Origin of the sequence: Paenibacillus oralis (assembly GCF_003863965.1) — a bacterium.
In the GTDB taxonomy this organism is placed as follows: domain Bacteria; phylum Bacillota; class Bacilli; order Paenibacillales; family Paenibacillaceae; genus Fontibacillus; species Fontibacillus oralis.
Map to the genome: position 1 here is coordinate 873521 of NZ_RRCN01000001.1, position 21550 is coordinate 895070.

Annotated in this window: 14 protein-coding genes and 1 pseudogene; 6 read left to right on the forward strand and 9 right to left on the reverse strand. The window is 53.3% G+C overall.

The features are described from left to right. Positions 1-200: 200 nt before the first annotated feature. The gene (locus tag EHV15_RS04155; protein WP_246061304.1) at positions 201-1187 is read right to left on the reverse strand and encodes a formylglycine-generating enzyme family protein; all 987 of its coding nucleotides are present in this window, start codon (positions 1185-1187) and stop codon (positions 201-203) included. Between the two features lie 264 nt (positions 1188-1451). Between EHV15_RS04155 and EHV15_RS04160 the strand changes: the two genes are divergently transcribed. The 3 genes from EHV15_RS04160 to EHV15_RS04170 all read left to right on the forward strand — a co-directional run bounded on the left by EHV15_RS04160 (position 1452) and on the right by EHV15_RS04170 (position 5393). Continuing rightward, on the forward strand, positions 1452-2279 hold the full coding sequence (locus EHV15_RS04160; RefSeq protein WP_128630127.1) for a PRD domain-containing protein: 828 nt from the start codon (positions 1452-1454) through the stop codon (positions 2277-2279). A gap of 188 nt (positions 2280-2467) precedes the next feature. Continuing rightward, complete coding sequence (locus EHV15_RS04165) at positions 2468-4021, forward strand: PTS transporter subunit EIIC (protein WP_128630128.1); 1554 nt, start codon at positions 2468-2470, stop codon at positions 4019-4021. A 19-nt stretch (positions 4022-4040) separates the two neighbouring features. Continuing rightward, a complete protein-coding gene (locus tag EHV15_RS04170) occupies positions 4041-5393 on the forward strand; it encodes a sulfatase family protein (protein ID WP_128630129.1) in 1353 nt (450 codons plus the stop codon). A gap of 86 nt (positions 5394-5479) precedes the next feature. Here EHV15_RS04170 and EHV15_RS04175 read toward each other — a convergent pair whose 3' ends face one another. After that, the gene (locus tag EHV15_RS04175; protein WP_128630130.1) at positions 5480-6016 is read right to left on the reverse strand and encodes a GNAT family N-acetyltransferase; all 537 of its coding nucleotides are present in this window, start codon (positions 6014-6016) and stop codon (positions 5480-5482) included. Positions 6017-6376: 360 nt separating this feature from the next. On the opposite strand from EHV15_RS04175, the pseudogene EHV15_RS04180 reads away from it, so the two are divergent. Beyond that, positions 6377-7020, forward strand: a pseudogene (locus tag EHV15_RS04180) (transcriptional regulator). 999 nt (positions 7021-8019) lie between these two features. On the opposite strand, the gene EHV15_RS04185 reads toward EHV15_RS04180, so the two are convergent. The 5 genes from EHV15_RS04185 to ftsE form a co-directional block, all read right to left on the reverse strand. Next, on the reverse strand, positions 8020-9444 hold the full coding sequence (locus EHV15_RS04185) for a PDZ domain-containing protein (RefSeq protein ID WP_246061306.1): 1425 nt from the start codon (positions 9442-9444) through the stop codon (positions 8020-8022). Between the two features lie 149 nt (positions 9445-9593). Continuing rightward, on the reverse strand, positions 9594-11045 hold the full coding sequence (locus EHV15_RS04190) for a S41 family peptidase (RefSeq protein WP_128635167.1): 1452 nt from the start codon (positions 11043-11045) through the stop codon (positions 9594-9596). Positions 11046-11238: 193 nt separating this feature from the next. After that, positions 11239-12450, reverse strand: a complete 1212-nt coding sequence (locus tag EHV15_RS04195) for a murein hydrolase activator EnvC family protein (RefSeq protein ID WP_128630131.1) — start codon at positions 12448-12450, stop codon at positions 11239-11241. Between the two features lie 241 nt (positions 12451-12691). Further along, entirely contained in the window at positions 12692-13606 is a 915-nt protein-coding gene (ftsX, locus tag EHV15_RS04200; RefSeq protein ID WP_128630132.1) for a permease-like cell division protein FtsX, read from the reverse strand. Beyond that, entirely contained in the window at positions 13596-14282 is a 687-nt protein-coding gene (gene ftsE / locus EHV15_RS04205; RefSeq protein ID WP_128630133.1) for a cell division ATP-binding protein FtsE, read from the reverse strand. Before ftsE ends, ftsX begins: the two co-directional genes overlap by 11 nt. A gap of 257 nt (positions 14283-14539) precedes the next feature. Here ftsE and EHV15_RS04210 point away from each other — a divergent pair, with 257 nt between their 5' ends. After that, complete coding sequence (locus tag EHV15_RS04210; protein ID WP_128630134.1) at positions 14540-16072, forward strand: VanW family protein; 1533 nt, start codon at positions 14540-14542, stop codon at positions 16070-16072. Positions 16073-16443: 371 nt separating this feature from the next. On the opposite strand, the gene EHV15_RS04215 is transcribed toward EHV15_RS04210, so the two are convergent. Then, positions 16444-17109, reverse strand: a complete 666-nt coding sequence (locus EHV15_RS04215; RefSeq protein WP_128630135.1) for a DNA-binding response regulator — start codon at positions 17107-17109, stop codon at positions 16444-16446. A 664-nt stretch (positions 17110-17773) separates the two neighbouring features. Between EHV15_RS04215 and EHV15_RS04220 the strand changes: the two genes are divergently transcribed. Beyond that, a complete protein-coding gene (locus tag EHV15_RS04220) occupies positions 17774-19045 on the forward strand; it encodes a CynX/NimT family MFS transporter (RefSeq protein ID WP_128630136.1) in 1272 nt (423 codons plus the stop codon). Between the two features lie 410 nt (positions 19046-19455). Here EHV15_RS04220 and EHV15_RS04225 read toward each other — a convergent pair whose 3' ends face one another. Beyond that, positions 19456-21453, reverse strand: coding sequence for a methyl-accepting chemotaxis protein (locus EHV15_RS04225; RefSeq protein WP_128630137.1), 1998 nt, complete (start codon positions 21451-21453; stop codon positions 19456-19458). Positions 21454-21550 lie beyond the last annotated feature (97 nt).

Here is a 21550-nt window from a genome sequence, read left to right on the forward strand (position 1 = left end):
ACCGCTCTTTATCACTCGTTTTGGGCATTGCCTGCTCACAGTAACAAACCCCGATATTTTAGAGGTTGCTCAAAAAGTCATCTTTTCTGAAAAACCGGCTTTTTGAACTCGCACTTTTATTGGCAAACTTATCTTACTTGAATGGTTTTTTCTTGTCAAACCGCAAGCTAGATTCCCGAAAAAAGAACCCCGGTTAACCGTCAAGCATCGGCGGCGCAGCGGAATCCGGCATTTCCGGACGAGCTGTCGGGCGAGTTCCGGCTTCGTGCCGCAACCCGATACCGATTGCAATAAGAGTGGTGGCACAGATACGAACCGCCCCGCATGGATTTCACATTTCCCTTGGACGGACCTTTCGGATTTACGTTGTCTTGGGTCCGGTGGTAACGCACGTCGAACCAATCCCCGCACCATTCCCAGACATTCCCCGCCATATTGTACAGACCGTAGCCGTTAGGCTCGAACGCATTTACCGGAGCGGTCCCCGCGTATCCGTCCAACGCCTCGTTCTGAACGGGAAATTTCCCCTGCCAGATATTGCACATATGCTTGCCTTCGGGGGTGAGTTCATCTCCCCACGGAAATTTTTTCTGCACCAGCCCGCCGCGTGCGGCATATTCCCACTCGGCTTCCGTCGGCAGCCGTTTGCCGGCCCAACGGCAGTATGCCTCCGCATCGTGCCAAGAGACATGGACCACGGGGTGATCCATCCTTCCTTGAAGCCCGGAATCAGCCCCTTCGGGATGCTGCCAGTCGGCCCCCTCGATCAGCCGCCACCACGGCGTTTGCATGACAACATTCGTCGTATCGGCCAGCACATCCGGCGGCAGAAACAGATGAAATACAAACGAGTTGCCGAATTTCTCGGCATCGGTACGGTAGCCTGTAGCCCGGACAAACTCAGAAAACTGCCGGTTGGTTACCGCGTAGGAATCTATATAAAACGGGGACACCGTCACTTCCCTTACCGGTCCTTCGCCATCCGTAGGAAAGCCTTCTTTGTCGTCCGTGCCCATCAAAAACGTCCCGCCCTCCAAGCGGATCATGTTGCTTTGCACTCCCGCCGCTTTAGGGCGCCCGCTGTTCGCTGAAAATGCCGCGGCTCCACTGCCCAGCCGGACAGCAGCCGGTTTTGAACGTTTCGGGGAACAGCAAGAAGGTGTAGCCTTGTTATGATCTTGATCCACGTCCTACCTCTCCTTTCTACGCTGATAAAGCTAATCTGCGCTGGTAAAGCTAATGTTATTATATCAGCTTAAATCCATTTTGAAAGAAACTTAAATAAATTATTTTCTGGCAACCGGGTTGATTTTTGGGGAAATCCGAGATTATAGTATACCTAATTCCGTTTTGGCGGCATGAACTAACTGTTCTCCGGGAATATTAGCTTTAATTGACGCCTGGACATGGTTGTTTATACCAAAACGAACTAAAGACTAGGAGCAAGATTCATGAAAATCAGCCGTGTTCTGAACAATAACGCCGTTGTTGTAAAAGAAGGGGACAGCGAGAAAATAATTATGGGGGCGGGAATCGCGTTTCAGAAAGGAAAAAACGATGTCATCGATCAGAGCAAGATCGAGAAGACCTTCGTTTTGAAGGAGGAGGGCCACAAGTTCCAGGAGCTTCTCAGCACCGTTCCCGAAGCTCATATTGCCGCGGGGGAGGATATTATTTCCTACGCGGAACAGCAGCTTGGCATGAAATTGAGCGACCACATTCATATTTCCTTAACCGATCACCTGACCTTTGCCATCGAGCGTTTAAACCAGGGCATCGAAGTCCGGAACAAGCTGATGAACGAAATCCGCATTCTTTACCGCGAAGAATTTAAGATCGGGCAATGGGCGCTCCGCTATGTGCAGGAGAAGCTGGGGATCACGTTTCCCGAGGATGAAGCGGCTTTTATCGCCCTGCATATCCATACCGCCAAAATGGGGGACGCCCATATCGAAGACTCCATCAAAAAAGCGCTGATTCTGCAGGATGCCAGCGATTTTATGCTTAAGGATCTGGGCGTAAGCATCAGCAGCGACAGCATTTCCTATCATCGCCTGCTGACGCACCTGGAATACGCCATCCACCGCTTTTACGAGAATAAACCGTTTCATACGCTGGACGACGACATGCTGAAAGTCATTAAGAAAAAATATAAAAAAGGCTACAAAACCGCGCAAAATGCCGCATCTTTTCTTCACCAAAAATACGGCGTTGCTTTTCCGGAATCGGAAATGGCGTATATTGCGCTGCATCTGCAGCGCATCCTAGAAAATATTTAAGGCTTGACGAAAAAATTTTAACCGTCTACAATGTAACCGTATCCAAGAAATTTCATATCGGGGATTGTTACTGGAAAGCAGGCAAGACCTAAAATGTTTAAGAGCGCTTAAAGCCTTTTTGCTCTTGAACGTTTTAGGTCTTTTTGTTTTCCCGGAATCACTCACAACTTAGAAAAGAGGGGATCATTATGCTTAAAAGCTTGTTCAGCAAATTCCAGGTCTTCGGCAAAGCGATCATGCTGCCGATCGCCGTACTCCCTGCCGCCGGGCTGCTGCTGGGGATCGGGGGAGCCTTCACCAACCCCAACACGCTAGGCAACTATCCGTTTCTTGACCAGCCGTGGCTGCAGGCTATCTTCACCATTATGAGCTTTGCGGGGCAAATTATTTTCAGCAACCTGCCGATTATTTTCGCCATCGGGATCGCCGTCGGACTGGCGAAGTCGGACAAAGGCGTAGCCGGGCTCGCCGCGTTGCTGGCTTATCTGGTGATGAATGCGTCGATTAACGCGCTTCTGGTCGTTACCGGGAAGCTGGCCAAAGAAAAGCTGGCCGACGTAGGCCAAGGGATGATTCTGGGGATTCAAACGCTGCAAACGGGCGTATTCGGCGGCGTCATCGTTGGCCTCTTGACCTACTATCTGCATAAAAAGTTCGGCAAAGTCAAACTGCCGCAATGGCTTGGTTTTTTCAGCGGCTCCCGCTTTATTCCGATCATTTGTTCCTTCTCGGCCGTACTGCTGGGGATGGTCATGTTTGTCGTCTGGCCGCCGGTGCAATCCGGGATTGCCAGCTTGGGCGGCATCGTCGACCGCACGGGTTATTTCGGCTCCTTTATGTTCGGATTCATTGTAAAATTGCTGGGACCGCTCGGACTTCACCATATTTTCTATCTCCCGTTCTGGCAAACGGCGCTCGGCGGAAGCATGGTCGTCAACGGGGTTGAGGTGCAGGGAGCGCAAAATATATTTTTCGCCCAGCTTGCGGACCATAATACCCAACAGTACTTTGTCGGCGTCTCCCGCTTCATGAGCGGAAAATATTTCCCGATGATGTTCGGTCTGCTTGGAGCCGCACTGGCCATGTATCATACCGCCAAGCCGGAAAACAAGAAAAAAGTGCTTGGCCTCCTGCTTACCGGGGCGATCACTTCCTTCCTGACGGGGATCACCGAGCCGCTGGAATTCGCCTTTTTGTTCGTGGCGCCCTTGCTTTTTGTGATTCACGCCGCGCTATGGGGAGTCGCCTATATGCTGGCTCACATCCTTAACATCACGGTCGGCATGACGTTCTCCGCCGGGCTGATCGACTTTACGCTGTTCGGCATCCTGCAGGGCAACGACAAAACGAACTGGATTCTTGTGCCGCTTGTGGGAATTGGCTTTTTTATCGTTTATTATTTCACGTTCCGTATTTTGATCACGAAGCTCAACCTGAAAACCCCAGGCAGAGAAGATGAAGACATTTCCGGCAGTGAATCTGCCGCAGCCGGTTCGTCCGGAAATGCCGATCAACAGACAGTAGCGATCCTGTCGGCGCTGGGGGGCAAAGCCAATATTGAAGATTTGGACTGCTGCGCAACACGGCTTCGCGTTACGGTCCGGGATGAAAGCCAAGTATCCAAGGAAGAGCTGCAAAAGACCGGTTCCAAAGGCGTCATTGTAAAAGGCAAAGGGGTGCAAATTATTTACGGCCCGCATGTCGCCCTGATTAAAACGGAGCTGGAAGAAATGCTCCAATGATAAAGGAGATGTCACCGCAATGAATCAACCGAACATTATCTTCATGATCTCTCACGACACGGGACGATACCTTAGCTGCTACGGCCATCAAGTGCCGACCCCGGAGCTTGACGAGTTGGCCGAAAAGGGGATCCGCTTCGACCAGTATTACTGTCCGGCTCCCCAATGCAGCCCCAGCCGGGGCAGCATCCTAACCGGCAAATATCCGCACAATAATGGTCTGATCGGGCTGGCCCACTTAAATTTTCATATCCACGAGGACGAGTCTACTTTGCCGATGGAATTGAAAAAAGCCGGTTATGAAACCGCGCTGATCGGCTTCAGCCACGAAACGATCGGCGAAACCGAAAAGGGCATATACAGTTCAACCCACAAGCTGGGGTATGACAGATATATGGGAGTCGAAGGCTCCAGAGCCCCAGGCGTAGCGGATGCGGCGATCGAATATTTACGGGAAAAGGCCGCGGCGGTCGAGGAAGGCCGCCCGTTCTTCGCCAATATCGGCTTTTGGGAGACGCACCGCTCTTTTGACGAATACGATAACATCAAAGACGACGCAGACAACGTGCAGGTGCCTGCTTATTTGCCGGACACCGAAAATATCCGTCGCGATTTTGCCCAATTTCATGGGTCCGTCAAAGTGCTTGACGAAGCCGTAGGCCGGATCAAGGCCGCGCTGAAAGAGACGGGGCTGTTAGAGAATACGCTGATTATTTACACCACGGATCATGGCATCGCTTTTCCGCGTGCGAAAGGAACGATGAAGGACGCCGGACTGGAGACGGCCCTGATCATGTACGGGCCCAAGTGGATTCAAGGAAACGGACGGGTCATCGCTGAGCTTCTATGCAATATCGACATGCTGCCGACGCTGCTTGAGCTGGCGGGAGCGCCGATTCCCGAAAATATCGACGGCATCAGCTTCACCCCCTTGCTGCGAGGCGATGATGCGCCGACCCGGGAGGAATTTTTCTGCGAGCTGACCTGGCATGACAAGTACCACCCGATGCGCGGCATCCGTACGGCCCGATTCAAATACGTCAAGAATTTTATAGACGGTCCGAAAATTTACATGCCCGTAGATATTCATCGCAGTATTTCCGGTCCGGACGTGCGGGAGCAGTTTTATGTCGCCAACGAACCGGAGGAGCTTTACGACCTGGAGAAGGACCCGCTGGAATATACGAATCTGATCCACGATCCCGGCTACGCGGAGGTGGCCGAAGAACTGCGCCGCAAAGTGGCGAATTGGATGTCGTCCACGGACGATCCGATTTTAAAAGGTCCGGTAGCCGGAACCGAATCGGCCAAATGGGCCGAGGAAGCCCTCCACGGCAGAGTTTACGTACCTCGGAATGGCGGAAACAAATAATATGGATGCAAACAAGGAGTGCTCGGGAATTAACCCGCCCACTCCTTGTTTAGGTTCTGCGCGGTGGCCTCGATCAGCCCCGTTTGTCACACGCTTAACTCTTTTTTTAGTAAAGAGTAGTGGTATTGATCGCAAACTGTACCGTCACTAAACCAGTAATGCTCCCTATATGCGCCCTCGAATTTGAAGTTGAAACGCTCCAATAGCTTGATCGAAGGTTTATTGTAAGCTGCAGTTGTGGCATAGATTTTATTCAAATTTAAATATTGATCATGGAACACTTCTTTCAAGAATAGATGAACCAAGCGGCGTCCCACTCCCTTGCCCCTATGCAAAGTCGGAACATAGTAACCAAATTCCGCACTGCGATTCCTCGGATTATAATCAAAAAGGCTTATTTTGCCGACAACCTCATTTTCCTCAACATCAATCATAATGTAATGGAGTTTTCCGTGGTTTAGTCCGGAAGTCACCTTCTCTCTATATGCCTCGTAACTATCCATTTCTCTGATCGGACGGCAAGTATGGTACTCTTTTTCAGTCTCGTCGGCAGCCCACTGAAAAATCACAGGCAGATAGGTAGGCGCGTTGGCCTCGGTTAACTTTAATAGTTTAAACGTCATTTTCTAGCACGTCCTTGTTCTCCCCTTGAAATTGAAGCATGTCGCCCTTGAAGTCCTTTTTTGTTCCTCATTCGGATGACCAGGCATTTGTTTTTCAACAACCCCACGCCAGCCCCGGTTCACATGTTTTCCTTAGTAGGTATTAGACATTTGATTCCGAAATCCTCTAGTGCCAAGCTGTACGGTTCATTGGAGTTCAATTTTTGCGGATTCCCCATCCCTGTTGCCTGAACATGGAAATAACGTTAAACTATATTTGAATAGGTCGTGAAGCACGCGCCGTTTCGATGTATCTGCCCTGTCCCGGGTTGATGTATCGAGGCGGTGTTTTTACTAGTTGATAAGGGAGTTGAAATTTGGATGCGGTTTGAGCAAGCTTTTGAGGAATGGATGCGGCTTAATATTGCCGAAGAGAAAAATCATAGACGGATCGAAATACTTGAGCATGGTTTGGGGCACGGAACAATGGAATTTTTACGTCGGGTCTGGTTTCCTGCGGTGGGGAATTTCGATCATCTGTATCCGGAATCGGAGGTGCGGGATTTCAATAACGGCTATCGTTATTTGGATCTGGCGTATATGCCGGACACGGCAAAAGGAGGCATTGAAATTCAAGGATACGGCCCCCATGCAAGGGATCTCGACGTAAGACGCTTTAAAGACTTATGCTGGCGCCACAGTCTGTTGGCACTTGATGGCTGGACTTTTTTGCCGATTGCGTACTTGTCGATTATGGACGAACCCAAACAATGCCAACAGTTAGTGCTCTCGTTTATCGAAAATTTGTTGCTGTCGATGTACAATCGGAGCTAAATTGGTTGGAGGCGGAATCGGTTCGGTTCGCACGCCGTATGTTGCGGCCCTTTACGCCCAACGAGTTGTCGGAACATCTCCAAATATCGGTTCGTCAAACCAGACGCATTTTGTTGGAACTGGTCGATAAGCAAATTTTGTTTGTAGCCGGTGGAAATGTCCGCTATCGTACGTATCAACTTAAGTGGTGAACTAGTCTCACAAATCCCGCAAGGCTAGTGATACAAGCAACGTGAGAGTACCGTAGGAATGGGCGTAAGACCAATGATGCGAGCAATTTTAGAATGCCGTAGGGGTGGTCGTAAGACTAGTGATGTGGGCAACTTGAGAATACCGCAGGAGTGGACGTAAGGCTAGTCATGCGACAATTTGAGAATACTGTAGGAGTGGACGTAAGGCTAGTGATGCGACATTTTGAGAAACCGTAGGAGTGGGCGTAAGGCTAGTGATGCGAACAACTTAAGAGTACCGTAACGGTGGACATAAGACTAGCGTGGGACTGCAAGTAGGTGTGATGATTAGTGTGTTAATTAGTGTGTTAATTAGTGTGTTAATTAGTGTGTTGATGAGTACGTTGATGAGTGTGTTGATAAGTTGTTGACTAGTGCGAAACCTATGTACTCCTAGCATTCAACTAGCGTACAGTTAAGCATGTGGTAGACGTGAGGCAAAGTGTGCCTTTAACGGACGTCTCCTAACGGACTGGAAAGACCTTATTTGTAATTTCCCGCGTCATTTCCCAGTCTAAAGGACTGGAGAGACCTTATTGACCAACAAACGCGGAATTTAGCATCAGTTTGAGTGGAATAAGTGCATCTCAGTCCGTTAGGGCAAAAAAACAGGTGATTTCAGTCAAATAAGGGCTGCTGTGTCCGTTAGGGCAGACGATCCAAAAATAACCGCCTGGATGACGGTCATCCAGGCGGTTATTCTGCAATACAACGCTCGCAGAGAAAAGCACGCATTCGCGGAAAAGCCCGTGGACGCTGGTTGTCTGCCACTTTGGCTGTGCTCCGCGACCGCAACATATACAGCGCGGGAGTGCGCGTCGCGGTGGCGGCATCGCCCGCGAAGCCGGCGCAGCCGCCCCAGGGCCGGGCCCGCCCGCTTCCCCCGGGCCCGCTCCCCCCGCGGTGGCGGCGCTCCCGCCCCCGCCGCCGCTCACACGAGCGCCCCGCACCGCGCGGGCGCTACACCTCGGCGGGCGGGCCGTCCGCCGCCGAGCCGCCCTGCCGCTGCGCCGCCCGCGAAGCCGGCGCAGCGGCCCCAGGGCCGGGCCCGCCCGCTTCCGCCGGGCCCGCTCCCCCCGCGGCGGCGGCGCTCCCGCCACCGCCGCCGCTCGCACGAGCGCCCCGCACCGCACGGGCGCTCCGCCGCGGGCGCACAAGCTGCAGCAGCGATAGCGGCTGCAGCCGCACCGCCGCCGGCGCCAGCTCGTCCGGCGCCAAAATCGCGCCGAGCTGGTGATGATCGCCGGCGTAAATCGCCCGCTGGAGGAATTTGCTCTCGCCCGCGAGATTCCGCACCTCCAGCTTGCAATAAGCCGGGTTGATCCGCAGCGCCGCGTGCAGATCTTCCTTGGTCGGCACCGGCGTACCGTTTACTTTGACGATCGTTTCGCCGGCCCGGATGCCAAGCTCGTCCGCCGGGCTCCCCGGCAGCACCGCGAGCACCCTCACCCCGCCCTGCGGGTTCACGAACAGCGGGCTGCGCTGCTGCTCCTCATAGCGGCTGTACCAGACGAGCCCTTCGTGCAGCAGAAACGCCGCCAGCGCCGCCAGCAGCATCAGCGGGCTCCACCACGCGGCGGCCAGCGCCAGCACCAGCACCACCGCGCCGTACGCCAGCAGGCGCCCGGACGACACGCGGGCCTTGTCCTTCGGCAGCAGGCCCATCGTCATTTCCGAGAAACCGATGATAATCGGAAGTCCGATCATCCCAAAACCGCCCTGCCAGGCGTCACCGCCAAAAAACGGCGTCCACGGCAGCACATTTCCCGTCGTCTCCATCGGGACCAGCAAAAACAGCGGCACCGCCCACAGGCTTTGCATTTGGTAACCGCCGACCAGCTTGCCCCGCTTGCCTTCATAAAACAGCGGACCGGCAAACGAAGCCCCCTGCCAGCGGACAAGCAGCCCTTCCGCAATATGCAGCAGCCCGACCAGGCACAACAGCGCCGGAATATTCAGTTCCCTCACGATACGCACGATTTCGGCGGCCCATCCCGTCCCGGCAAAGCCCGGAAACAGGTTCAGGCCAAACTGCACGATCCCCAGCAGCCCCACCGAGTAGGCAAGGCATAAATACCGGACACGCAGCAGCAGCAGCACGATCGTAACGGCCCAGATGCAGACGATGCCTTCCAGCGTCAGATCCATTCCGAGGAAGGCAAATAGGACGGATACCGCAATGCCCGCCAACAGACCGGCGATAACGGTACGCCACGTTTGAGCGCCCCAGCTATGCAGACGCGCATGAAACAACTTGCGCTCCAGCAGCACCTGCCGGCGATAAAGCAGCGCGATCATGATGATGGAAATATAGTAAAAAGGCTGCAAAAACAACTGCGCTACCGTTTCCGCCAAACTCCACAATCCTTCAAGAATAAGATCCAAAGGGTGTTCACGCTCCTTTTCGCAACAAGCGGACAACTTCGGACCGTTTCCCGAAGCGTCTTTTTCTAGGTGTATTTATATCTGGCTCAAAATGCAAACAAACAAAGAAAAAAGAAGGCTAAGTTTCAGCCTTCCTATGGATTCGACGCTTACGAAGCGATTTCCTTCCGAATTTCCTCTACCGCCCGTTTTAACTGCATGTCATTTTTGGGATCGCGAATTTGCTCGATGACGCTGCTCTCCAGCGCTTCCGCCGTTTTGGCGTCCAGCAAGCCGGTCGGCTCCATGTTTTGGCTTGTTTGGAATTTCTTCAAGGCGCTCTCCGTCTTCTTGTCGAAGTACCCGTCCTTGCGTCCGGGGTCCAGCCCCAAGCCGTCCAGCATCGTTTGCGCGCTTTTGATATCGTCGCCCAGCATATCATATTTGAACGTTTTCTCTTTATTGATCGGCGCTACCGAAAAATAATCCGGCTGCGACACGGGGACATCCGGCTGGATGCCTTTTTTGTGAATCCACTCGCCGCCCGGCGTTAGCCACTTGGCGATCGTGATTTTGAGCATGCTGCCGTCGCCCATTTCCTGCGTGTAGCTCGATTGAACCGTACCTTTGCCGTACGTCGCCTCGCCGACCAGTTTCGCTCCGGCCGATTCCTGCAGCGCTCCGGCCAAAATTTCCGAAGCGCTGGCGCTGCCCTTGTTCGTGACGACCACGACCGGATACTTTTTGCCACTGCCTTTCGACAAGGTCTGATCGCGGCGTTTGTTTTTGTCTTCAACCTGCACGATAACCTTGCCTTTCGGCACAAATTGTTCGGACATGTCCTCGACGACGGTCAGCACGCCGCCCGGGTTGTTGCGCACGTCGATGACCAGCCCTTTCATCCCCTGCTTCTCCAGAGAAGCCAACTCCTCCTTGAAGCGTTCCGCCGTGTTCATCGAAAACTCGGTGACCTCGATCACGCCAACGCCGCCGTTCTCCATCCGGGAATATACCGTTTCCAGGGCAATATCGGCGCGGACGATCTTAAATTCGAGCGTCGTGTCCGAGCCGGCCCGCTTCACTTTGATTTTGGCTTCCGTCCCTTTCGGGCCGCGGATTTTGGCTACCGCTTCATTCAGGCTAAGCCCCTCAAACGATTCGCCATTCACCGACAGCAAAATATCCTTCGGCTGAATCCCGGCCTTTTCGGCCGGAGAGCCTTTGATCGGGGATACGACAACTACATTGCCGTTTTCCATCGACACTTCCGCCCCGATGCCGGTAAAAGAGCCTTCGATCTGCTCCGAGAACTGCTGCGCCGTGTCCGGCGCCATATAGGACGAGAAAGGGTCCCCCAACGCGCCCATCATACCGTCGATCGCCCCGTCCACCAGCTTCTTCTGGTCGACGTCTTCGACATAATTTTTTTCCACCAGGGCCAGCGCCTTTTCGATTTTCTCGATGCCGGCTTTGCTGCTTTGCCCGGTGCTGTCGGCAAACAGCCCGCTGCGCAGCGGCGCAGAACCGGCGAAACTCCATTCGCCCGTCAAAGTTAAGGTCAGCAAGCAGCTGACCAGCATGGACACCACGACAAGAAATGTAACCGTACGTCCTTTAAACATAAATAAATTCACCGCCTCCGATTGATCGGCCAAACAGTAGGTAAGGCCCAGCAAGTCCAAAAATGGAACGTCCCATAGTATATGTTCTGTCCATAATAAATATTTACCAATCCCGCATGAACAACGGAAAAACGGATAATCCGTCCCGGCCGGGCGGTATCCGTTTTTTCTATCGCATCATAACGCTATTTTATTATAAATACGGCATCGGGTCTACCGGTGTCCCGTTAATCCGCACCTCAAAGTGGCAGTGAGGCCCCGTGGAATTGCCGGTGCTGCCGACTTCGGCGATTTTTTCGCCTTTTTTGACCTTCTGTCCTGTTTCGACTTTAATCCCGCCGTTGCGGATATGTCCGTACAGCGTCCAAACGTTGTCGCCATGGTCGATGATTACCGCGTTCCCGTAACCGCTCCACCATTCGGCGACGATGACGACCCCGTCTTCCGCGGCATGGATATCGGTTCCTTGCGGTGCCGCAAAATCCACCCCGGTATGCTTCTTCTTCACCCCGGTAATCGGATGGATTCGCGTTCCGTACCCTGAAGAAATCCGGGCCCCGTTCACCGGAAGACCAAAGTCGCCGCCGTTCCCCTTAAAACCGCCGGAACCTGAGGAGCTCTTTCTGTAAGTATAGACCTGAGCCGCCTTGAGCTTGTTCTTTTCCTTTTCAAGGGCAGCCCGTTTGGTCGCCAGCTCAACCAGCAGCTTTTCCTGCTCTTCGCTGATATCGTCGGATTCTTCGATCTCCGAACTATATTGGGCGATCAGTTGCTGTTTCTCTTCTTCTTTGGTCTCAAGCTCGCTTTTGCGGTCTTCGGCATCGGCATACAGCTGTTTGACCTTCTTATAGTCCTTCTCTAGCTGCGCCTGCTGCTTCGCGATCAGTTCTTTGTCCCGTTTATGCTCCTCCAGCAGAACTTGGTCCTGATTAATAATCGCCTGCAGCGAATCGGCGCGTTCGAGAAAATCCGTAAAACTCGTCGAGGACAGCAAAACATCCAAATAGGAGACGGCCCCGTCGGTATACATCAGCCGGACCCGGGTATCCAGCAAATGCGAGCGCTCCTTGATCCGCGCTTCCGTTGCTTCCATCTGCTGCCCGGTGTTGCGCAAATCCTCTTTCGTTTGATCGATTTCGACGGAAATCTTCGTCAACTGGTTGCTGACCACATCGATTTGCGCCAACAGCTGTTTGAGATAATTCCTGTTTTTGTTGACGTAATGCTGCGCTTCCTGCTTTTGGCCGGCGGCCTTTTCCTGCGTCTTTTTGGCTTCGGCAGCTTGCTGCTGAAGCTGTTTCAGTTCTTTGTCGATTTGGCTGATCGTTTTGGCGGAGCCTTCGCCAGGCTGGAAGATCAAAGCGGCTAAGGACACTACGGCGATCGTGGATACCCATTTTTTCAACTTCGTTTCCCCATCCTTCTTATAGATGTTGTCAAAAATTCAACTTTTGATCGCGAAGTAACTCTGGGAGTGATACCGACATCGAATCTTGAATTCAGCCGGTCGCTCCGTTGCTCACGTAGGCTACCCTACGCTCCGCTACTCACTCCCGGCTTCATCCAACCTTCTCGGCGCTGAAAAGTCGAATTTTTGACTCGGATTATAATTCAACTTCAACTTCTTATCGCGAAGTTTTCTCGCACTACACCTTCAAAAACTTGCGGATCGACATCGTGCTGCCCCAAATGCCGATCAGTAGGCCCAGGCCGACAAGCAGCCCGCCGATCTCCAGACCGATTTCGCTGACCGGCACGAGCCGGAACGCCAGCGTAATGTCCGCTTTCACGGACTGAACCAGTTGATTGTAACTGATGTATAGAATCGCTACCGTAATGAGGGAGCCGATCAGGCCGATCAGCGCGCCCTCCACGAAAAACGGCCAGCGGATGAACCTGTTCGTCGCGCCAACCAGCTTCATGATGCCGATCTCACGGCGGCGGGCCAAAATGGTCACGCGAATCGTATTGGAGATGAGAAACATCGCCATCAAGCCGAGGCCCGCTACAAACGCAAACCCGATGTTGCGGATCAAACGCGTGATTTTAAACAATTTCTCGACCGTGCCTTGTCCGTAATTGACCTTATAGATCGGGTCGCCGTCATATTTATCGTTAAGCGCCTGGATCTTGTTCGCCACAAAAGGGATCGTCGTCGGTTCGACAACTTCCACCTGGAACGTATCGGGGATCGGGTTCGTCGTTTCGTCGTAACCCTCCAGCAAATCCTTGCCTTGTTCCCCCAGCTTTTCCCTGAAATCCTTCAAACCTTGCGCTTTTGGGATCAGGGTCACCCGGCTGACTTCGGCCATCGAACCAATTTCGTTGGAAAGCTGATTGCGCACGGCTTCGGTGACGTTGGAATTCAGGTACGCCTTGATCTGCACCTGGCTGTCCGCTTCGTCGACAAACGAGTTGACATTCAGCACTAGCAGGATAAACACGCCGAGAATCAGCAGCGAAACGATGATTGAAGTAATCGACGCCACCGACATCCAGCCGTTGCGGAACACGCTTTTCGCGCCTTCCCGCAAATGCCGGAAGAAGGTGCTAATAGTCATAACCGTATTCCCCTCTCAGCTGGTCTCGCACGATGTTGCCGTGTTCGATGGCAATCACGCGCTTGCGCATGGTGTTGACGATTTCTTTGTTATGGGTGGCCATGACGATCGTCGTACCGCGGAAATTGATTTCATCAAGCAACTGCATGATGCCCCATGACGTCTCGGGATCCAGGTTGCCGGTAGGCTCGTCCGCGATGATGACGGACGGACTGTTGACAATCGCTCTCGCGATTGCGACGCGCTGCTGTTCGCCGCCGGAGAGCTGGGAAGGATCGCGGTTTGCTTTATTTTTCAGCCCGACCAGTTCGAGCACTTCCGTCACGCGTTTTTTGATTACTTTTTTGGGAGCTTCGATAACCTCCAAAGCAAACGCAACGTTTTCGTAAGCCGTAAGCTTTGGAAGCAGGCGAAAATCTTGGAAAATGACGCCGATATTTCGGCGAACATACGGAATTTTGCGGGGTTTAAGCTTGCCGATGTTAAAACCATTGACGGAAATTTGCCCTTTGGTGGGCACCTCTTCCCGGTATATAAGCTTCATAAAGGTCGACTTCCCCGCACCGGAGGGTCCAACCAGATAAACGAATTCATTGCGGTCTATTTTGACCGATACCCCTTTCAGGGCATGGGTTCCATTTGGATACGTCTTCCAGACATCCTGCATCTCTATCACTTCATCACGTCCTAAACCTTGATTCCGAAACCTTATTTTTTGAACATTAGACAGCACATTAGACAGCCCTAATTTACATTCGACACGTTCTTGCCAAATCCTTTAAAACCTGAGCAATTTCATTTTAGTCCGATTAACATTGTAACAAAGATGTTACTTTTTGAGTACCCGAAAGTTTCCTGTTTTCCATCATATATATGGTTGTACAAGGATTTTTCCAGCCTTAAGTAAAGATCAAACCGTTGAAGGAGCGGGTTATGAAAAAAAATCGTTTGGCAATGATCTCCATCGGATTGGTCATAATTACCGGCTCGCTGCTGCTCGGCGGGCTGCATTTATATGCGGGGCAGGGCACGATTCCTCGGGGAACGGTTGTCGCCGGCCTCCCGCTGGGCGGCCGCCAAAGTGCTGATGCGCTGGGGCTGCTGAATGAAGAGATTGCCCTGATACTGAAGAAAAAAGTGATTTTATCGGCAGACGAAAGCGAAAAAACGCTGACCTGGCAGGAGACCGGAATCTCCTTCGACACCTCCTCCTTTCGTGCGGCGGTCCGGCAGTTGGGGGCCGGAACGCTGTGGGAACGGGTGCAAACCCGCAAAAATTTCCCGAAGCAGTGGGAGCTCAAGATTACTTTAAATGAAAAAAAGCTGCATGCGATCTTTCCACCCTCCTGGGAAAAGTCTCAATTCGGCGATCCAACGGACGCGGTCCGAACGATTACGCCTGACGATCAAATCCGCTACTTGCCCGAAAAAACAGCGCAGCGTGTCGATTGGGAGCGCTTTGCGCCCGCGCTGGCAAAATCCGCGGAAACGGAATGGAGCCGCAGGCTCGTTGAGCGGCGGCGGCCCGGGTCCGGAGATGGATCCGGCCCTGGAGACGGGAACGCCTCCGGCGAGAAGAGCCCGGGCGAATATGCCCCCGGCGCTTCCGCTCCCGTCCGCCTTGTTGTCCCGCTGCGCACGGTTCAGCCGAAGGTTACGGTTACAACCTTGAAAAAAGAAGGCATTCGCCGCAAAATCGTGCAGTTTTCCACCGGGCTGCTGACCAGCGGCGCGGGAAGAATCCACAATGTCGATGCGGCCGCGCGGAGCATTGACGGAAAAGTGCTGGCGCCGGGCGAAATTTTCGACTACGGCAAAGCGGTGGAATACGCGGAAAAAACGTACGGGTTCCGCGAAGCGCCGGTTATTTTTGCGGGTAAGCTTGTACCGGGAGTGGGAGGCGGCATCTGCCAGGTGTCCAGCACGTTGTACAATGCGGCGGTGCGCGCCGGGCTTGATATCGTGGAGCGCCGCAACCATTCCGTGCCGGTCAGCTATTTGCCCAAAGGACAGGATGCTACGTTCGCGCAAGGCCACATCAATTTCCGCTTTAAAAATACATCCGGCCACCACCTTCTGATCCGCGCGGAAGTCGAAAACAAACGGCTGACCGTCAAGCTGTTTGGCGATCTGCCCGAAAACGTCGCCTATGCCATCGAATCGCGTACAATGGAAGTGATCCCCGCGCCGGAAAAACATGTCGTTAACGGAGCGCTCCCTGCGGGAAGCAAGCAACTGGTCTTGCCAGGAAAGCAGGGCTATGTCGTCGAAACGTACCGGATAAAAAAAATCGACGGCCGCACCGTGGAACGAATTCGCATCTCCGAAGACATCTACCCGGCGCAGCCGGCGGTTATCGCTGTCGGTGGAACCGAAAACTCTTCGGGTAGCAAAGGCGGGGCTTCAGACAAATCCACACCTAAGCAAATTTTGGAGGACGGCGTGCAAGGGCCGAATTTCCGATAGATGCATGCTTGTCGGCCACACCATCTTCCTCTTTCCGGCCAATCACGACATCCTCGAAAAGTAGCGGCATTTTATGGCGTTATTTGAAAAATTCATCCCCTGGGGCAAAAATAGCGGAAATAAATGGCGTTATTTTGCAATCTCCCGCATAAAAAGGCACCTGCATAGCCCATCTTCATAAAATAGAGACATTTTATTCCGTTATTTCCCCGGAAATTGTCTCCTTCGGTCAAATAGGCCCATAAAAGGGCGCTATTTATCAGTGGAACCAGCCATCCGCTTGTTCCCCTCCGCTAGCCCCCCCTCACTCGTCCCCCGCCCCTCTTCCCATCTCAGCCACATCGCACACCTGGCACACCTGGCACACCTGACTAGATCACAAATCGCTTGCCCTCCATACTGAGCTGATAGGACCGAATCCGCTCGCTGCCTCTGGCTGGCTCAATCCAATTTTTGCCCGCCATTTGGCGGAGCCACTTTCTTGCCGTTTTGTTTTCCACCCTCATATGCAGGCAAATATCGCTTGGGGTAAGCGGGTGTCCCGTCCGCAGAAACAAGCGGATGATTTCCTTCTCAATGTAGTCGATCTCCGGAACTGTCTTCCCTTCGCCAAGCCATCTCCCCATAAACTGCTGCAGCGTCTGCTGGCAGTAGCGCGGACTCTCCTTCACATCGTCGTAGGTAAACCGCAACACTTTCCAGCCATCCAGGATCAGGTCGTTTTGCCGGCGGCAGTGATCCGAAAACTGCAGCCGGCTGATGTTGCGCAAGTGGGGCCCATACCCGTCAATCTCCACAGCCAGCAGCAGGCCTGAGCGGATATAAGCAAAGTCGAGATAGCGATACCCGTCCTTAAAATCATTGACTTCATATTCCGGGTGCAGATGATCCAAACTCCAGAATGACGGCCACCAAACTTTTTCCACAAACAAACTTTCCGCATGGCCATGCCCCTCCTTAAGCCTTCTTCCCCGCTCGCCTTGACGCGAGGCCAAATGCCTAGCGATCCACTGCGAATACAACTCCTCAAATGCCATTGATCACACCTCCAAGAAAAAATAAAACGCCTTTCGTCTACGACAACGTTCGTAAACAAAAGGCGTGCGCTTCACGGCCTGACCTGCGGATGACCAGCCCCTGACTCCCGGCTATTTAACCGCAGCAATTAAATGATTAACTTGATTAGTAGTTTACCATATTACGGAAAAAACGCAATAGTGGATTACCGAATACACCAGAAATCGGCAGTTTTTACGGTTCAACCTAGAAATCGGCAGATGACAGCAGGCTACCGGAACGACCAACTGTCGGCCTTCAAACATAGCGGCACTTGGCACTTTATGTACTTATTATCCGGAGCCCTAGCATGTTCATCTCCATTAGCGACATTTTTTGCCCTTATTTTCCCATGAATGTACCAGAATACGGGCATTTCCTGCGACGGGGGAATATAGCGACATAATTTGCCTCTATTTCTCTCAAATGGACGGATATCGCCGGAATAACGCCATTTTTCGCCCTTATGTTCTATGCTGGAGTTTGGTTTTGAGCCCTTTTTAGGTTTAACAAGCTGTGGCAACTAAAGTATACTGGAGTAAGCTTGTCTATGTGACAAAAAACGCATCAAAGGTACGATATAGGATTCAAACTACAAATAGCGGCTTTATGATTCGTTTTTCTTCCAAGGAGGGTTCAACATCAATGCATAAAACAACGACCGTTTCCGGGGGGCAGGCCACCGGAGGGCAGACCGCCGGGGGCCAAGCCGCCGGGGCGCGCAGCGCCTCGGCCGGACTGCTTATCGCCGCCGTACTGCTAACCGCCGCCACGCTGCGTTCGCCGATCACCGGGGTCGGCGCCATGATCGGCCAAATCGAGGCCGCCACCGGCTTGTCCCATGCGCTGTCGGGCATGCTGACGACGCTGCCGCTGATCGCCTTCGCCGTTTTTGCGCTCGCCGCCCCCACATTGTCCGCTTTGTGGGGCATGGAGAGAACGCTTTTTTATAGTATGGTACTCATGACTGCCGGCGTTATCATACGATCGCTGCCCTCTATTGCGGCGCTTTTTGCCGGAACCGCACTGATCGGAGTGGGGATCGCTGTGTGCAACGTCCTGCTTCCGGCGCTGATCAAGCGAGATTTCCAGCAGCGCGTAGGGCTGATGACCAGCTTGTACACCTCGTCCCTCAATCTCTGGGCGGCGATCTCCTCCGGCATTAGCGTTCCGCTCGCCGCTACCGCCCTGGGCTGGCGGGGAGCGCTGGGCTGCTGGGCCGTGCTGGCGGCGGTGGCGGCTTTGGCGTGGGTTCCGCAGCTTCGCCGCCGCCCTGCGGCCTCTGGCGAAGCCAAGGGGCAGCATTCCCGGACGACGGCAGGCGCTCCCGCCCGGCGAGGCGGAATTTGGCGTTCCAAAACAGCCTGGCTCGTCACCATTTTTATGGGCTCACAGTCGATTATGTTTTATGTGAGCGTTTCGTGGCTGCCGGATATTTTACAGGTGAAAGGGATGAGTCCCGAAAAAGCCGGCTGGATGCTTTCGCTGATGCAGATCGTCAGCATGGGCGGCTCCTTCCTGATGCCGCTCATCGCCGCGCGAACGAATGACCAAAAAGTGTTGACCGCCGCTTCGTCCGCTCTCTTCCTCATCGGATTCGGCGGAATCTGGCTTGGTCCGGCGGCGCTCGCTCCGCTGTTCATTGTTTTGCTCGGTATCGCCAGCGGTACGACGTTCAGCCTGGTGATCGTCTTTTTTTCGCTGCGCTCGCGTACGGCGGAGCAAGCCGGTCAGCTGTCCGGCATGGCCCAATCGGTCGGATACCTGGTGGCGGCGCTTGGGCCTGCATTGTTCGGTTATATCCATGATCTCAGCGGAGGGTGGAACGCGCCGCTGGCCGCCATCGTCGCCCTTTCGGTCCTGACCATCCTGTTTGGGTATGCCGCTGGCCGGCGAGGTTTTGTCGACGCGCGGTGATCTAACCCAAGCTGCTCAGGCCAGAAATCCTGAATCGCATAACGGTAATTTTAGGCGTTATTTATAACAATTTGCCTCTTGCCGGCGGCATAGCGGCACTTTTTGGTCTTATTTTGATAACAGCTTAGGAAAAAACACGAATCAGGCCACATCCGCCAAACATAGCGGTAAAAAAATCCTTTATTCCACCTAAACCTCCTTCTTTCCGAAAATAGATACATTTTTTACCGCTATTTCCGTGTCCTCCGAGGTCTTCGCAAACAGATCCCCAACGTAGTGGGCTGTCGGTAGTTTTTCTTGCTTATCAGGTTACCGAAGTTCCGCAGGTTCAAAAAAAACGTGCGGCCCTTTCCTTTGCAGGAACAGAGGCGCACGCAGCGAAATGAGGTATGAGGTTAAAAGAAAGCCGTTTAAAGCTTAAACCGTTCGATCTGCGCATTGACATCGGCTGCCATCCGCGCCAGGCCTTCCGATGCCGAGGAGATCTCTTCCATCGAAGCGAGCTGCTCCTCGGTGGCGGCGGTTACGCCTTGGAAGCTTTCCAGGCTTTTCGCCGAGGTCGTCGCAATCTGTTCGACCGAATTTGCGATTTCGTCCGCGCTGGCCGACATCTGCTCGGTAATGGCCGACACTTCATGGATTTGTTCCGAAATGCGCTGCGTTGAGCGCTCGATTTCGCGGAACGCCTGCTGGGCTTCTTCGGTAACGGACATGCCCCGGTCCACATTTGCGTTGACGTCCAGCTTGATCATTTGGTACGCCTTGCCGGTAAGCTCGGTCATTTGTTCGATATGCTGCTGGATGAGGTCCGCCGTCCCGCGCGACTGCTCGGCCAGCTTGCGCACCTCGCCCGCCACGACCGCAAAGCCGCGGCCTTCTTCACCAGCCCGGGCCGCCTCGATCGCCGCGTTCAGCGCCAGCAGATTCGTTTGCCCGGCGATGTCCGAAATCGAGCCGCTCATCTCGGCGACCAACGCGCTGAGCTCGTTCATCTGCTGCATCAGCTCCGCCGATTCGCGGGTAGAGCGGCGAATTTCTTCCATTTGCAGCCCGACCTGAGCAACCTTCTCGCTGCCGTTCTGCACATCGGATACCGTTTGCGAAGACGACTGAACAATGGTAGACGAAGCTTCGGCGATTTTGCGGATGCCCATGGACATTTCGTCCATCGTTTTGGCGCTTTCGGCCGAAGACGAAGCCTGACTCTCCGCATCGCCCGAAGCTTCCTGCACCAATTCCACGACATGCTCGACCGCTTTCGCGTTTTGCTCCGTTCCGGCCGTCAGTTCTTCGCTCGAAGCGGCGAGCTGGCTGGCGGTTTCGGACATTTCCTGTACCATGGTGCGCAAGGAATTCAGCATGCCGTTGTAATTCATGGCCAGCTCTCCGATTTCATCCTTCCGCTTGGTTTCGACGTCTTCGTTTAAGTAGCCTTCACTAACCCGGCGCGCCGATCGGTTCAACCGTTCGATCGGACGGGTAATGCTGCGGATGACGAAAAACAGCACGATACCGGCAACCACCAGCGAAATTCCCAATACAATCAAGGATGTCCATAAAATCGGCATGGAGGCCTCGCTAAATTCCTGTAGTTCCAATACGCCGACGATCTTGAATCCCGTAAGTTTGTTCGTCATGAAAAATACGCTTTGCGGCAAGTCTGTAGTTGGGTTGACATACTCCATAAATCCCGATTCCGTACCCTGAATTTTGGCGATTTGATTTCCGCTCGCTTCTTCTCCAACGGCATTTGTCGGATGCGACACAAACTTGCTGGTCCGGTCCATAATATAAATGTACCCGTTTTTGCCCAGACGTATCGTTTTAACCATTTCGTTCAACTGAGCCAGATCGAGGGATACCGTGATCGCCCCCTGTCCATCCGCCAACGCGCGGCTGATGAACAAATTGTAGTGACCGGTCGACGACGAAGTGAACGGGTCGATGATAACCGTTTCATTCGGAGCCTTCATCGCGGCCTTGTACCAGTCTCTATCCCGCGGATCATAGTCCTGCTGGCCTTGATCCGGCGCTTTCATCCACGCCCCGTTTTGATTCCCGACGGTCAGGACCTCCAGCTCGGGATGTTTCTCCATAAATAATTCTATCAGCTCCTGGACCTCGGGCGACTTCGCGTCGATTTGCGCCGAATCGATTTGCATCACCAGTTGTTCGACGTTGCGGCTCTCCGCTTCGATGATTTGATTCAGCGTTTCATCCAGCAGGTTTACGTTCGATTTGACGCTTTCCTCCATTTTGGAGCGCAGCTGCCCGCTGGCGCTGGTATAGCTGGAATATGCGATGACCAGGTTCGGGATGATCAGCAAGACGGCAAAAATAAGGAGCATCCGGTTGCGCAATGTCCTGACTTCCAATAAACTAAGCAGACGATTCCAAAAAGCTTTCATTAAACTCTCTCCTTTGCGGTATGTGTAAGATTTAAAAGTAAACTGGGTTGATAGGGATCACGTTTGATTGAGGAGGGGGTTAAAGATCATTCACATA